This is a genomic window from Microcoleus sp. OTE_8_concoct_300, from assembly GCF_031383065.1.
In the GTDB taxonomy this organism is placed as follows: Bacteria; Cyanobacteriota; Cyanobacteriia; order Cyanobacteriales; family Microcoleaceae; genus Microcoleus.
This window is the reverse complement of the sequence record NZ_JANMZH010000075.1, coordinates 1-14,099: the sequence shown is the minus strand read 5'-3', so window position 1 is coordinate 14,099 and position 14,099 is coordinate 1. Positions and strand designations below refer to the sequence as shown.

Annotated in this window: 12 protein-coding genes and 1 pseudogene; 10 read left to right on the top strand and 3 right to left on the bottom strand. The window is 44.1% G+C overall.

Translation table 11 applies throughout. From position 1 onward, the window contains the following. Positions 1-595 precede the first annotated feature (595 nt). The 4 genes from ACUVJL_RS03770 (at position 596) to ACUVJL_RS03755 (ending at position 5,385) form a co-directional block, all read left to right on the top strand. Positions 596-2,806 (top strand): ATP-binding protein, encoded by a 2,211-nt coding sequence (locus tag ACUVJL_RS03770; RefSeq protein ID WP_445244624.1) that lies wholly within the window; start codon positions 596-598, stop codon positions 2,804-2,806. Positions 2,807-2,972: 166 nt separating this feature from the next. Next, a complete protein-coding gene (locus ACUVJL_RS03765; RefSeq protein ID WP_445244623.1) occupies positions 2,973-3,239 on the top strand; it encodes a type II toxin-antitoxin system HigB family toxin in 267 nt (88 codons plus the stop codon). A gap of 17 nt (positions 3,240-3,256) precedes the next feature. After that, on the top strand, positions 3,257-3,661 hold the full coding sequence (locus ACUVJL_RS03760) for a helix-turn-helix domain-containing protein (RefSeq protein ID WP_445244622.1): 405 nt from the start codon (positions 3,257-3,259) through the stop codon (positions 3,659-3,661). 104 nt (positions 3,662-3,765) lie between these two features. Next, positions 3,766-5,385 carry a hypothetical protein gene (locus tag ACUVJL_RS03755; protein WP_445244621.1) on the top strand — a complete coding sequence of 540 codons (1,620 nt, stop codon included), beginning with the start codon at positions 3,766-3,768 and terminating at the stop codon, positions 5,383-5,385. Positions 5,386-5,427: 42 nt separating this feature from the next. Here ACUVJL_RS03755 and ACUVJL_RS03750 read toward each other — a convergent pair whose 3' ends face one another. After that, complete coding sequence (locus ACUVJL_RS03750) at positions 5,428-5,652, bottom strand: helix-turn-helix transcriptional regulator (RefSeq protein ID WP_333224174.1); 225 nt, start codon at positions 5,650-5,652, stop codon at positions 5,428-5,430. Positions 5,653-5,836: 184 nt separating this feature from the next. On the opposite strand from ACUVJL_RS03750, the gene ACUVJL_RS03745 reads away from it, so the two are divergent. Together ACUVJL_RS03745 and ACUVJL_RS03740 are read left to right on the top strand one after the other, a co-directional pair. After that, positions 5,837-6,037, top strand: a complete 201-nt coding sequence (locus ACUVJL_RS03745) for a hypothetical protein (protein WP_445244620.1) — start codon at positions 5,837-5,839, stop codon at positions 6,035-6,037. A 591-nt stretch (positions 6,038-6,628) separates the two neighbouring features. Then, entirely contained in the window at positions 6,629-8,095 is a 1,467-nt protein-coding gene (locus ACUVJL_RS03740) for a response regulator (protein WP_445244619.1), read from the top strand. A gap of 571 nt (positions 8,096-8,666) precedes the next feature. On the opposite strand, the gene hisG is transcribed toward ACUVJL_RS03740, so the two are convergent. Continuing rightward, a complete protein-coding gene (hisG, locus tag ACUVJL_RS03735) occupies positions 8,667-9,311 on the bottom strand; it encodes an ATP phosphoribosyltransferase (RefSeq protein WP_333076539.1) in 645 nt (214 codons plus the stop codon). Between the two features lie 183 nt (positions 9,312-9,494). Here hisG and ACUVJL_RS03730 point away from each other — a divergent pair, with 183 nt between their 5' ends. From ACUVJL_RS03730 to rppA, 3 genes are all read left to right on the top strand, one after another. After that, on the top strand, positions 9,495-9,767 hold the full coding sequence (locus ACUVJL_RS03730; RefSeq protein ID WP_445244618.1) for a hypothetical protein: 273 nt from the start codon (positions 9,495-9,497) through the stop codon (positions 9,765-9,767). A 132-nt stretch (positions 9,768-9,899) separates the two neighbouring features. Then, entirely contained in the window at positions 9,900-10,550 is a 651-nt protein-coding gene (locus ACUVJL_RS03725; RefSeq protein ID WP_445244617.1) for a glutathione S-transferase family protein, read from the top strand. Positions 10,551-10,602: 52 nt separating this feature from the next. Continuing rightward, complete coding sequence (rppA, locus tag ACUVJL_RS03720; RefSeq protein WP_445244616.1) at positions 10,603-11,289, top strand: two-component system response regulator RppA; 687 nt, start codon at positions 10,603-10,605, stop codon at positions 11,287-11,289. Between the two features lie 149 nt (positions 11,290-11,438). On the opposite strand, the gene ACUVJL_RS03715 is transcribed toward rppA, so the two are convergent. Next, positions 11,439-12,275 (bottom strand): metallophosphoesterase, encoded by an 837-nt coding sequence (locus ACUVJL_RS03715; RefSeq protein ID WP_445244615.1) that lies wholly within the window; start codon positions 12,273-12,275, stop codon positions 11,439-11,441. 1,462 nt (positions 12,276-13,737) lie between these two features. On the opposite strand from ACUVJL_RS03715, the pseudogene ACUVJL_RS03710 reads away from it, so the two are divergent. After that, positions 13,738-14,099 (top strand): annotated as a pseudogene (locus ACUVJL_RS03710) (photosystem II q(b) protein); the annotation flags it as partial.

The window sequence follows — 14,099 nt, the reverse complement described above, 5'->3', positions numbered from 1 at the left end:
ATGAATTCGAGTCGAGCAATTTAGACGAAAGAGGATTTATTTCTCTGATAAACATCATATGAAACTGTAATTAACTCATAATTTTGCCTGGAATATCATTATACTATGTATTTGTGTAATTAATTCTGTCTGACTACTTATCACTTCCTCCGGGTGCTTATGGCACACCTTACGCCTATTTTATTGAAGGCAACACTTGCTTGACCTGTTAATCCAAATAACAAAGTTATTGCTAATAAAAGTTTAGAGTAGAGTCGTAAGTGCAGTTTGACATATGCTCCTTTATGACCAGCCGAATTAGATTTTGTTAGAGGAAATTTAGGACAGGGTGGGGCACAATTGTTTCAAGTCAGATGCCATCAACTTAGACAGAATTATTATTAAAAAAATCTTCAGTCATGATGCTTTCCCTCCTTATTACCTTATAATCAAGCAGGGTAGCCGATGCAGTCGAAAAGCCGTTCCGATCCCTCCAAAACCAGCCAGTGTCTAAGATCACAAAACCGCTCGATCGCCCTCACTGCCCAAAAACGTAAAGTTATGTCACCTTAAGTAAAGGGTTATAAAATAACTCTTGCCATATCCCTAGAAAGTTATGACAACAATACTAAGAGCTACAGCAGAGAAAATGGAGATAGACTGGCAGCAGTTGAGCGCAGACCAAGAACTCATTCTCAATCAAGTAGACAATGCGATCGCTCTGTTCGACTCGTCTGACTGCTTAGTTTTGTTTAACAAAAAATTGGCCCAAATCTGGGGACTGTCCCCAGAATGGCTGGCAACAAAGCCGAAGTGCCACTTGGTGTTTGCGGAAATTGTCGATCGGGGTTACTTGTCTGTTCAGCAGTGGCAAGAGTTTCAGCAAGCACTGGAAACATCTCAGGATGAAAGTTTGTCATTTTATTTCGAGCAATCCAATGCGGTTTGTTTGGAGGTGTGCGCCACGATTACCAAGAGTGGCGGACGGCTGTTTACCTTTCGAGACGTTACGGTATACCAAAACTCCCAAGCTAGCTTGAACGCAGAAGTCAGGCGACTAAGATTTCTTTTAGGTTTAACTGAACGCCTGCAAAACTCTGACAGTTTGCAAGAAATAGGTCAGTTTGCTCTCACCTATCTGGTAGAGGCAATGAATGCAGCTTTCGGAGATGTCAAGGTGATTAGCGGCAAAGGAGACGACCGGCAAGCGGCGGCGATTTGCAACCAAATTTCTACTCAATTTCTGGCTAGTTACGGGGAACCCGTAGCCGCAGGAATGCAAGAATTGCTCGAGAAAGGCATTCCCTACGGCATGGGTTTGCTGTGGGAAGTGGTGAAAACAGGTAAACCTCTGTTTATCGAGGATTATGCCCAAAATCCCAATGCCGTGCCGGAATTTCGGCATCCGGGCATCGGACAACTGGGGATTTTTCCGATCGCAGCTACCAACGGCACGATCATCGGAGTGCTGACGCTGGAGTCCCGCAACGTCAAAAAACTCCAAGCCCCCCTCCACCAAGAAGTGCTGGAGGCTGCTTGCCGGACTCTGGGGGCGGCGATCGAGCGGGCTCAGACACAAGAGAACCTGCGCCAAGTTAACGAAGAATTAGAGTATTCTTCTCAGTTGAAATCCGAGTTTTTAGCCTCGATGTCCCACGAATTGCGGACGCCTCTCAACAGCATTCTTGGCTTTTCTGACTTGCTGCTGCGGCAAACGGCAGGACAGTTGAGCGATCGACAAATCAACTATGTAGAACTGATCGAAAAAAGCGGTCAGCACTTGTTGCAGCTAATCAACGATATTCTAGACCTTTCTAAAATTGAAGCCGGGAAAGTAGAACTCAATTTACAGCCGGTTCGCGTTCACGAACTCGCGACAGACTGTGTAAAAATGATGCAGCCACGGGCAGACAAAAAGCAGATCGCTTTGTCTTTAGAACTAGACTACCGCGTTACTAAAGTTTTGCTCGACGAACGGCGAGTGCGACAAATTGTGATTAATTTACTTTCCAATGCCATCAAATTTACCCCAGAACAGGGACAAGTTAAACTCAGCGGGCGTCTCGTCTACGGTAGTGAAATAAAGGGCGACTACCGGCCGGATTGTTCTCCTGTAAATGCCAGCACTCCTTATTTTTGTTTTGAGGTGAAAGACTCCGGCATCGGCATTCCTCAAGACCGCTGGCACTTGCTATTTCGACCTTTTCAACAGGTGGATTCTTCCCTGACGAGGCGACACGAAGGTACAGGCTTGGGTTTGGCTTTGACTAAACGTCTGGCAGAATTGCACGGGGGGACTATTTCTTTTCAATCGGTTTGCGATCGGGGAAGTCTTTTCCGCGTTTGGCTGCCTTTGACGGAGATGCGTCAACAGTTGGGAAACTTTGCTTCTTGTGCTTTGGATTCCAAGTTAATCCCTGCTTGTACCATTGCTTTACCAATTGGCAGCAAGCGGGTTTTGGTTGTCGAAGACCAGCCTTTTAACCAAATGTTAATTTCTGAGGTGATGGAACTGGAGGGGTACGGGGTAGAGATACTCGCGGATGGTTCGGCTATGGCCGATCGTATTCTCGCCGCCTCTGCTGCCCCGGAGTTGGTGCCGGATTTGATTTTGATGGACATTCAGTTGGCGGATGTTGACGGTTTTGAGTTGATGCGCCGAGTTAAAGCAGATCCTGTCTGGGATTCGGTACCGATGATTGCGGTGACGGCGATGGCAATGCCCGGTGACAGCGATCGATGTTTGGAAGCGGGCGCTTCTGCTTATTTGAGCAAGCCGCTGGATTTGAATTTGACGATCGCTACAGTCCGTTCTTTTCTCACTTAAACAGCATTTATACAAACCTTTTCAAAGTAACTGTTAGCTGGCGCGGGATGAGAAAAGCTTGTCCATCAAAGTGCCAAGAAAAATTTGCTTGAAATGATTTAGACGCGCTATATAATAGATGATCACAGAGATTCAGACATCTAGAAAATATCAAAATGATAGCTAAATGCACGTTATCAGTCGGAAAAGATTAAGAGACTACTGCCAAAGTCACGCTGATTCCTGCGAAGCGATCGATGACTGGTATAAAATTGCCACTAAAGCAGCCTGGACTAATCTTGTTGAAGTTCAAGCTGTTTATCTCAAAGCTGAAGCAGTTGGAAATTTTACACTTTTTAATATCAAAGGAAATAAATATCCCTTAATCGCGAGTATTAACTATGAAAAGCAAATTATTTATCATAAAATACGTTTTCACTCACGCCGAGTATGACAAGGAAACGTGGAAAAATGACTATTACTTTTGACCTAAAAATTTACAGTAGTTTGCTCTCTCAATATCAGCCTCGAATTATCAAAACTGAAGAGGAAAACGAGATATTTTTGGAGATTGTTGAAGACTTACTCTCTCGTCAAAATCTGACTCCAGAAGAAGATGCGCTATTAGAATTGCTGGTAAAACTGATTGAGGATTTTGAAGATCGGCACTATCAACTTAATACATCAACGCCCAAGTCAAGGTTGCTGCATTTGATGGATGCTCGGAGTCTAGAAGCAGAGGATTTAGTAGAAATTATGGGTTCGAGTGAGGGGGTAGTTGAGGTAATTAACGATCGGCTAGAAATCAGCAAGAAACAAGCTGAGGCTTTGGGGAGGTTTTTTCACGTCGATCCGGGGTTGTTTTTGTTTAATTAAGCGATCGCACTCTGTAATTTCTCGGAGGGCGATCGTATCCAAGATTGATTTGGCGAGGGTGGGCAAAAAAATTGACTAACAGATCGTTTAATCGGTAGGAGAATATGGCAAATCTAGACTGGTTGGAATGGGACTGTATTCCTGATTCTCTCAATTTTAAAGTTACTCAACATGGAAGTTTTCCCTCATGTATAGAAAAAGTAGAACTTTCAAGAGGGTCAGATCTAAAGCTACTGGCACTAGGAAAGGGAAATGGATATTTGGGTTTTTCGGAAGATTATCATCGTATAAAAAAGCTACGTCTAGGTGAAGTTTTACCATACTTAGAAGACACACTTGGAACTACTGAATTTGGCGAGTCAGTCCGACTAAAGGGAGTGTCTATACCTTCATCTGATTCTAATCCTTTAGAGCAAAAAGTATTTATTAACGCAGAAGTTAACGAGGCTGAAGTTATCATCAATTGTGAAGCCCCAATTACTACCCATGTAGAATGGATTGTTAACTTTTCGTTGGAACCATATACTTTTAGTAGGGTTACCACGCGAGAACAGTACGATACCTTTACTATACAGCGAAGTAATCGAGATAAAATTGAGCGCAATAGTAGTAGAAAAGAAGATATGAGTTCAGATCACTTTTGCTGTAATTGTACAGTAGAGGGAAAGAACTGGTCGCTAGTTGTAGGAAAAGTTACAGAGAAGGTTTCCGACCCGAAAACTCTACCTGGATTCATAGAGTTTTCAGATATAAATAACTGCTTGCCTTCAGAGAATACCAAACAGATTATCTTAGCGTCTTTATCCTTCACAATCGGCAGACAGGTAGTTAGTGCTGGTTCCACATCCCTTGCAGAAGGAGGAGATCGTGTGAGTTACACAGTAAAGAAAGTCTCTTTATTAGGACAAGAGAATACTTACAAGCAAGGTAGTATGCCTCCTACGCCTCTTGACCATACTCTACAACAGGGTTATGTAGACGATAATAAGGTATCCTCGATCGTTAATGCTGTTGCTGCTAAGATGAAAGATTTAAATATGGAGTATCCACTTTTTCTACTGTGGTTGGGTCAAGTATCGCCTCTAGATGTACGAGCAGCACATCTTGGGGCAGCAATAGAATCACTGAGAGATTCGTATAATAATAATAAGCTGGAAACCACGCTTCTTCCTAAGAATGTGTGGAAAACAGAAATCAAACAACCTCTTTTAGACACTTTTGATGCTGTTACAGCTAACGGTAGTGGTGCACAAGTAAGGTTTTTCGCCTTCTCAATCCTTATGGAGGCAGGGTTGTATCGACTTGCATCATTGCTTTTGCAGGACTACCCAGCTAACTTGGACGAAGCGACAAAAGAAAGTGCAGCAATAAATATATTGAGAAACAAGTTGGGCAGCCTAAATGAAAAAAGTTCCAACCTGAAGTACGAGGAATTCTTCAATTTAATATCTCTTAAGATTGGAGAGGTTGAGAATGCGGCGCTGAGAGAGCGCAATAAACCAGCTCATGGCAGCCGTTACTTGTCCGATCAGTATCCTGGTTTAGTCATGACCACAAATGCTCTCTATACATTGTTCAATCGGATTGTTCTCAAGCTAACAAATGCAGCCGATTGCTACATTGATTATTCAACCTACGACTATCCAGTTCGAGATATCGATCATCCATTAGGTGGTCCTGAGGGAGACGGATGTCCTCCCAAAATGAAGCCTGGAACAGATTGAGGTGATGGGATTGATACTGTAAAAATGAAGCAGCGATCGCACTCACTCCTCAAAAGAATCATCCCCAAGCAATTCCAACAACTCATCCCAAGAACAACCAAAAGTTTCCTTAATGCGACTAACTGGGTCTATTTCTATTTTTGCCATTGGCTGCATAGCATAACGGCGAACGGTATTGTATGGGACGCCTGAACGCCTGCTTAGTTCGCTCAGGCTCCAGTTCCGCTCCTCGCTAAGCTCTTTTACTTTGATTTTTACTCTGTACATACTCATTAGCTTATGAGTATTTCAGTGTCAGAACTATAACTCTCGCATATACATATTAATGTTTACCTCTTGACATATACACGCTAGCGTCATAACATGAGTAATAAATCAAAAGCCAGCGCCTCTACCTACCAAGTGTCCGCGCTGGCTCTGGCTCCCTTATGCAAAGGAGATAAATCCCATTATGACTTACAAAGAGTGCCTCAAGCCTTGGGCGGTTGCCCGTTTGCTGCCCAATTTGCAGTGGGCGATTGTCGGGCGATACCGCAATCGATCGGATGCCGACGGACATCTTCAGTTGTGTCGCCAGCGAGTCCCCGATATCCGATTGAAAGTTGTGTTTGCTTTGCCCGATCGCACTGATTTGAAACCTCAGGGCCGATAACCGATCGTAGGAATCGGTTTTTTAGGCAGAACTTACGCACTCCCGACAAAGAAACCGAGTTTTTTACCTAATCTGCGGACTACAGCAGAGGATTTTCGTAAAAAAACCCGGTTTCTGACCGCCCGTGCGTCCAGGACTATTAAGGAAAAAGAAAACAGCCCCACGTGAGGGTGTCTTCGATCGCACTATTGTATTTGCCACTGCTGGGCCTCCTACTTTTCCAACTGCCACTAATCCTGGGTTCACTGCCACAGAGGTGTAATTTATTAAATTTTATGACGCGAAACGCTAAACTCAATAGTAGAGAAATTTTAGATTGAATGTAAAATCAACTTGGATTAAGCTAGCTCAACTATTACGCCGATCGGGGACATCTCTTTTCAGAAACGAGGGGAAAGGCTAAAGAATACAGCACAATCAGTTCTGGACGCTATTAGACTAAGGAAACCGGGTTTTTTACCCCGATTAAAACTCTGGATGCAGTATTTTCGGAAAAAATCCGATTTCTAGGCGATCGTGCGTCAATCCTAGCTAAATACCTAAATCCTTTGTCCTTGCCGATCGGTGACCAAACTTTACCTATCATATTCCATGTCAAACAAGTCGCCCTGCATCATGTTGGTTGATGACGAGCCAGCTAATCTGACTTTACTGGAAGAGTTATTGCGCCTGGAAGGATACGCCACAGTATCGGCAGAATCTGGCGCGGAAGCGCTCTCCCTCGCCCGCGCCTCTCGACCAGATTTAATTTTACTGGATATTATGATGCCGGAGATGAACGGTTTTGATGTGTGCGAGATCCTGCGGAAGGATGCGGCATTGCAAACTGTACCCGTGATTTTTTTGACTGCCCTCGATGACGATACCTCTCGCCTCAGAGGGTTAGAAATGATGGCAGATGATTATTTGACAAAGCCTTTTAACAGTCGCTTGCTGCTGGCGAAAGTTGAGAATATTTTGCGATTGAATAAAATGCGGTCGCAAGCTGTATCTTCCCAATTCAATCAGCAAGTGAAAGAGCAAAGCAAGCGCCAAATTGCCGCAGCTTGGGAGGCAAACGAATATCTTTCCGAAAAATTTCAGCTATTTGTGCCGGAGCAACTTCTCGGACGAATTGCGCCGCAAGGAATAGAATCTATTCAGTTGGGCAATGTCACAGAAGAAGAGCTGACTATTTTATTTTGCGACATTCGCGGGTTTACTGCGATCGCAGAATCTCAAGAAGCTCGCGAGACTTTTGAATGGTTGAACGCTTTTTTTACTAAAATGAACGATTGCATAACGTCCCACGGCGGGTTTATTGACAAATACCTAGGCGATGCAATCATGTCAGTATTTGACAAGCCGAAATCTCACGCTATGGATGCCATAGAAGCTGCAGTAGCAATGCAAGAAAGTTTGCAGAAATTTAATGCCAGCCGCCAAAAATACAATTTAGAAAATCCACTCAATATCGGTACGGGAATTAACACAGGTATCGGCATGATCGGCACTTTGGGTTCCGATCGCCGCATGGACTCTACAGTGATCGGCGATGTAGTCAATACAGCTTCTAGGTTAGAAAATTTAACTAAAATATACGGTTGCCAAATTATTGTTAGCGAAAATGCGATCGTTCATGCGAGAGAATTTCTAAATGGGATAAGTCCCAACTCAAAATCAAAAGAAAGTCTATTATTAAAGTGCGACTTGGAAGTGGGAACACAGGAGACTATTATTTCTACTTCTGGGGCGACGGCGGCAGACAGCGATTTGCCAAGCAACAATTATTACTATCGCTGGATCGATCGAGTAACCCCGCGCGGCAAGCAGCAAGCTATTGAAATCTACGAAATCTGGAGCGCCTCCAGTCCCGACTCCGAGGTAAAGCTGCTTACCCAGGTTTTATTTGACAAAGGAATTCAAGGATGGCAATCCGAAAGATATGTCGCCGCCTTGGGATATTTTCAGCAACTAATCGAACAAAACCCTGCTGATACAGTCGTCAGTTTTTATATAAATCGCTGCCAGGAAAAACTAGGTTTGATACCTGCAAGTAGCCGCCCAGAAATGAGCTAAATAGAACCAGTTCGTAGTGAGTAATATCATGTCCGGTCGAGAAACCGCGATTTTTGTAGGGGATCCCCTCACCAACAACACCTGCCAATAATTGACCGAAAGCATCCAGGATACAAGCCCCCGGATTCATCCGTCCAGAAATAAAAAACCTGTATCCGAGAAACTTGCCCCCCGAATTTATCCGTGGGGTCAATGCTTCAATTCTTTAATCTAAAATCTCAAATCTAAAATCGATTGACCATCTCAAAAACCCGCCCCGACCGGGATATTATGATTGAGCGATCGGACATGATATAATTCAGTTTGATCCATCACATCGGTTCGTAGTGAGGAATTCAGTCCTCTCAAGAGAGCACAAATAAAAGCTAAGGTAAAGTAATCCCATTCGTAGTGAGGAATTCAGTCCTCTTTCTTAGCACAAATAACGGCTAAAGTCCTGGCTACGAACCTATACCAATTCTGAAAAGTACGCGAGCATCTGTAGGGGCACTTTTAATAATTGGTATAAGATTGAGGACTGTAGCAAGACTTTTTTAAACTGGTATCATGAAAAAACTCTAAGGTTAGACCATCAAACAGTCGTCAAAACTTGCTCTCTCAACTTCCCGATCAACTCATTAACTCCCCCCGCATTCAAACGGTAACTCAAAGGATGACCGATTAAATAAGCCGAACTTTCAAACAAAACATCAATTTCCACCAAACCATTTTCCCGCAAAGTTTTGCCAGTCGAAACCAAATCCACAATTGCCTCGGACATACCCGTAATCGGCCCCAACTCCACAGAACCGTAAAGCGGCACAATTTCCACCGGCAAATTCAAATTGTGAAAATATTCCCTGGCACAGTGTACGAACTTAGAAGCAACTCTACCGTGAGGAGGCAAATCCACCGTTCGTCGATAAGAACTAGATTCCTTCACGGCCACAGACAGCCGACACTTGCCAAATTTTAAATCAATTAAATTGGCAACTTTCGGCTTTTTTTCCCGCAAAACATCATAGCCAGCAATCCCCAAATCAGCTTGACCGTATTCCACATATACTGGCACGTCGTGCGTCCTTACTAGCAAAGCTTTAGCAGTTCCGGTAGGGTCATAAATTTGAAGTTGTCGGTTAGAGGAATCGAGAAAAGCACTGAAGTCTAATCCAACCGATTTAAACAGCCGAATGCTATCTCCTAACAGTCCGCCTTTGGGAAGTGCAACAGTAATCATGTCAAATTTTAGAGTGTAAATTGCTCAATTTGGGAAGGGGGCGAGATCGGCACAAGCAGAAACAGCTTTTACCAAACTCAGAATAACACATAGAGTTCATAGCGGAAAATAAATTTCGGGTATTGCTCGCTCCTTTGTTTGGGTATATATTATATTTAGTCACTTTTTTAAAGGGCGGTCGGTATGCAAAAAAATCAAGAGTTGGACACTCAAGAATTTTACGGAAATTTTCACAGTGTAGATCCGCATTCCCTAAAAAAAATTACACTAGATGAAATCCTCTCAGGCGGTGGTGTAGAGCTCGAGGAAATAAACTATACAGTAGCCGTACCTACTGCTAACCGTGCCCGAATCCCCAGGGACAGAGGCTTCTTATCCTATGTGAAATCAAGGGTGTTCCATCAAGCCCCCCGATCGAAGTTTGCAGAAAAAGGCGGAACGCTGGGAGGGTGTTAATGTAAAATGCTTGCAGAGGTTGGTGCACAGAACAGGGCGATCGCGCGATCGCCATTGTGTGTCACGCCATTGTGTATTCAACTCTAAAACTTAAAATTTAACGGGCGATCGCAAATAGCTGACAGCTAAAATATGACCAAATTGACTCTGGTAATCGGCAACAAAAATTATTCCTCTTGGTCGCTGCGTGCTTGGCTGGCGATGAAACAAGCTGGACTAGAATTTGCCGAGGTGAGAATCCCCTTAGACTGGCCGACAACCCATGAGGAAATTCGGCGCTATTCTCCCTCGGGAAAAGTGCCAGTTTTAATCGACGGCGACCTGAAAGTGTGGGAATCTTTAGCAATTTGCGAATACGTTGCAGAACGCTTTGCTAATGATTTGTGGCCGGCCGATGTAGCGGAACGGGCGATCGCCCGTTCCATCTGTGCCGAAATGCACGCCGGGTTCCAAAATTTGCGCGAAAATATGCCGATGGACTGCCGCAACTGCTATCCGGGAGAAGGGATAACTCCCGGTGTAGAAGCAGAGATCGATCGCATCTTTGCCATTTGGCGCGAATGCCGCCAAAAATTCGGAACAGGCGGCAATATGCTGTTCGGAAAATTTACAGTTGTTGACGCTATGTTTGCCCCCGTTGTCATGCGTTTTGTCACCTACGAAGTCAAATTAGATTCAGAAGCAAAAGCTTATGCTGATGCCATTTTGGCACTACCTGCAATCCAGGAATGGGTAGCAGCAGCTTGCAGCGAATCGGAAAGTATTGCACATTTTAAAATGTAGTAAAAATCAGTTTACTTAACTTAAAATCTCAAATCTTAAATTTGAAATCAGGATGCGGATTCTTTTAGTTGATGATGAAGTTGAGTTGACTGACCCTTTGAGTCGAGTTTTAACCCGCGAAGGTTATACAGTTGATGTGGCATTTGACGGAGCAAGTGGCAGTAATTTAGCAATGCAGGGCAATTACGATTTGCTGATTTTGGATTGGATGCTGCCGAGACAAACCGGACTGGCAATTTGCCAGAAGTTGCGATCGCAAGGACGGAATACGCCAGTGCTATTTCTCACCGCCAAAGATACCGTAGACGATCGCGTACAAGGACTCGACGCCGGTGCAGACGACTATTTAGTCAAACCTTTTGAACTGCGAGAACTGCTAGCCAGAGTCCGCGCATTGCTGCGGCGGCCTCCTACTTTTGATACCGAGGTTGCTGTCGGGCGGTTACAAGTGGCAGATTTACAGCTAGACTACGACAATCAATTAGCTTATCGGAGCGATCGCACAATTGACTTATCAGAAAAAGAATGTCAGTTATTAGAATACTTAATGCGCCATCCCGGTCAATTGCTAACACACGAACAAATCCACCAATATTTGTGGAGTGAAGCAGAAAAACCCAGCAGCAATGTATTAGCAGCTCAAATTCGCCTGCTGCGGCGCAAAATAGAAGCCCCGGGCGAATCTGTGCTAATTCACACTGTCTACGGCAGAGGCTATCGCTTTGGAGACGCCAGCTAATAATAATAAAAATTGCCCAAAAAATCTTGTAGGACTCCATCCACACCTAACTTTCGGCATATATAACTTTATCTACTTTCGGCAAAACCAGCGCTAGTTTTGTACAAATATTATCTTTGGTCAGGAAAGTTGACGCCCTAAGCCAGCCCTTACGGATGTTGACAAACCAAAGTAATTACTGTCACCTCCGGCGGACAAAATAGCCTCCCGGGCGCATAAGTTCCCAAACCGCGATTCACGTACAGCAAATTACTTCCAACCGAATGCAAACCGCTAGCCCATTCCCAGTGAGTAACTACTCGAGGGCCACCCGACACAAAAGGAATGAACTTTCGGATTGGTTGAGGAATCAAATAGCCAATTTTTCTGACCCAAGCGTACAAAGGCCCGATACCGGGAATAACGATTTGACCGCCGTGAGTGTGCCCAGACAACTGCAAATCAATCCGCCAATTTTGCAGCTTTTCAGCAGTATCAGGATTGTGAGACAATACAATCCGAGGAATCGCGGGATTTATTGATGCCATTACAGGTTTAGGCGCAAAATCGCCCGACCAAAAATCTGCCAACCCCACTAAAGCCAATTGGGACCCCAAAGGATAGATTGCTTCGTTGTACAAAACCCGAATCCCGACGCTATTTAAAGCATTAGCAACCTCTCTCTTTGCCCCAGGTAAAAAGTGGTCGTGATTACCCAAAACCGCGTAAATTCCCGCCCGACTTTGCAAGTTTTTCAATCGCTGCACTAAGCTGTAAATAGGTGCGGGGTCGAAGGTAATAAAGTCGCCAGTTAAAAAAATCAGGTCTGGTTCGGCTTCATTGGCTGCAGCAATCGCCTCTTCTAGCAACCATTCCGACAGTCGCACCCCGTCATAGTGAAAGTCAGTAAGCTGTACAATTTTAGTACCGGATAGATTTGCTGGAAGATTGGCGATCGGTATTGTTAAATACTCTACTCGCAGTTTCCCAGTTAATAACCTGTGCATAGATCTAAGGTTTATTGATGACAGATTGCCACCTCTAGCTTAGCAAATAAACAGGCAAGACTGCAAAACTAGATCTTCTTCCCTTTTCCTTCGGTCATCTGACTAATAATTACTAATTGCTGACTAATGACTAATGGCTAAAGTTGTGGAACCCAAATGTAGAAAAAATACTTCAAATAAATTAAAGCCAAATGCCCAATTACAATTGATAATTACTCGCCGAATAGAGTCTCGTACTATAACTTAATTGAATTGTATTATAACAATACTTCGGACAGTTTTTGATTGCCAACCGTAGAATAAGGGTTTCAAGGCTACAAGGCAAGTTCGCTACCAACGGAAAATCGATGGTTTCAGAGTACGAACTAAAAACTGTCCGGACTATTGTTATAAGGTTCAATGTAATAATATATTGCTAAGGCACTGTTTAAATCCATTGAAGAGCCAGAGTATTTATTACCTTAGCTTTTAAATAAAGGATAATTGATTGTTAAATCGGGAGTACAATTAAAAATAAGGTTAATATTTGGCTCCTAGCTTAAAAATAGCTTATCTCATAAGCTGTTGTGCATTTAAATTGCATATTTAGGGCGGGTTCGCTTGCCCACCCCACTCATGCTTTGATTATTTCTTTAGAGGCAATTTAAATGCTGCTTAGCTTGCTAAATAAGCCTGTGACATGGCTGTGAGTCTCTTTTAGTTACTTTATTAAGTATTGAGATTTGTTTATTTTTAGAGTTCTCAACTCAATTTTATCGTCTCTTCAATAAAGTTTCGACAGGATTTGCTCTAATGGTTTGATAACTACCAACTAACGCTCAGTGCGCGCTTGGTGGCGATCGCACTAGCTAGCTAAATTGTCGATCGAATGCTACCCCTATTGAACTGGGCTTAAGCGCCCAAGAGGTAAAGCATTTTTAAATATATGACTGGCTCCAACTTCAGTTTAAAACACACTCAGTGCTATGGAGACTGGCATGGAGGGCCCCGCATCTATATTCTGTTGGCAATTGCTCCAAGCTCGGACTGGTGCCGCATGCCCATCGAATCGGGCTACCACGGGGGGATGGCTCCTACCAAAGACTATATATACCCGCAACACCGTCCGCTGACCGCAACTGCGGGGGATTGCGTGGCACTGAGTTAATGTCGCATCAAGCACAGCCGATCAGCAACGGCTTCGCCTGTGGGTGCCACAAGAAATAAACCCGCCGTGGGACCGGCTTCGGCAGCGGTCTCGGAACAGAACTGTGGCGACGGGTGCAAGATAGGAATTCATCCTCAAAGCATCAATTAACGCCCGCTAGGAGGCTTGTTTCGCCCCTGTCAATCATTTCATCAGCTTTCCTGATGACTTCAATCAGTTTTACTGTCGTTAAACCCCTTTACAAACATTAAGGAGACCGTTAATAATAGAAACATCATCCGAACATTGACAACCAAATACAGCAATCATAAACACATGACAACCACTTTACAACAGCGCGAAAGCGCCAATCTGTGGGAACAGTTTTGCAACTGGGTCACATCCACCGACAACCGCATTTATGTAGGTTGGTTCGGGGTCTTGATGATTCCTACCTTGCTAACTGCCACCATCTGCTACATCATCGCCTTCATCGCAGCCCCTCCAGTGGACATTGACGGCATCCGTGAACCAGTAGCTGGTTCCTTGATGTTCGGCAACAACATCATCACAGGTGCAGTTGTTCCTTCGTCAAACGCGATCGGCTTGCACTTCTACCCAATCTGGGAAGCAGCTTCTCTCGATGAGTGGTTGTACAACGGCGGCCCTTACCAATTGGTAATTTTCCACTTCCTGAT

Excerpts from the sequence above, each read along its gene's own strand:
- ACUVJL_RS03725 (WP_445244617.1), top strand. The coding sequence starts at position 9,900 with ATGACCAAATTGACTCTGGTAATCGGCAACAAAAATTATTCCTCTTGG.
- ACUVJL_RS03765 (WP_445244623.1), top strand. The coding sequence starts at position 2,973 with ATGCACGTTATCAGTCGGAAAAGATTAAGAGACTACTGCCAAAGTCAC.
- hisG (WP_333076539.1), bottom strand. The coding sequence starts at position 9,311 with ATGATTACTGTTGCACTTCCCAAAGGCGGACTGTTAGGAGATAGCATT.
- ACUVJL_RS03755 (WP_445244621.1), top strand. The coding sequence starts at position 3,766 with ATGGCAAATCTAGACTGGTTGGAATGGGACTGTATTCCTGATTCTCTC.
- rppA (WP_445244616.1), top strand. The coding sequence starts at position 10,603 with ATGCGGATTCTTTTAGTTGATGATGAAGTTGAGTTGACTGACCCTTTG.
- ACUVJL_RS03770 (WP_445244624.1), top strand. The coding sequence starts at position 596 with ATGACAACAATACTAAGAGCTACAGCAGAGAAAATGGAGATAGACTGG.
- ACUVJL_RS03745 (WP_445244620.1), top strand. The coding sequence starts at position 5,837 with ATGACTTACAAAGAGTGCCTCAAGCCTTGGGCGGTTGCCCGTTTGCTG.
- ACUVJL_RS03715 (WP_445244615.1), bottom strand. The coding sequence starts at position 12,275 with ATGCACAGGTTATTAACTGGGAAACTGCGAGTAGAGTATTTAACAATA.
- ACUVJL_RS03750 (WP_333224174.1), bottom strand. The coding sequence starts at position 5,652 with ATGTACAGAGTAAAAATCAAAGTAAAAGAGCTTAGCGAGGAGCGGAAC.
- ACUVJL_RS03760 (WP_445244622.1), top strand. The coding sequence starts at position 3,257 with ATGACTATTACTTTTGACCTAAAAATTTACAGTAGTTTGCTCTCTCAA.
- ACUVJL_RS03740 (WP_445244619.1), top strand. The coding sequence starts at position 6,629 with ATGTCAAACAAGTCGCCCTGCATCATGTTGGTTGATGACGAGCCAGCT.
- ACUVJL_RS03730 (WP_445244618.1), top strand. The coding sequence starts at position 9,495 with ATGCAAAAAAATCAAGAGTTGGACACTCAAGAATTTTACGGAAATTTT.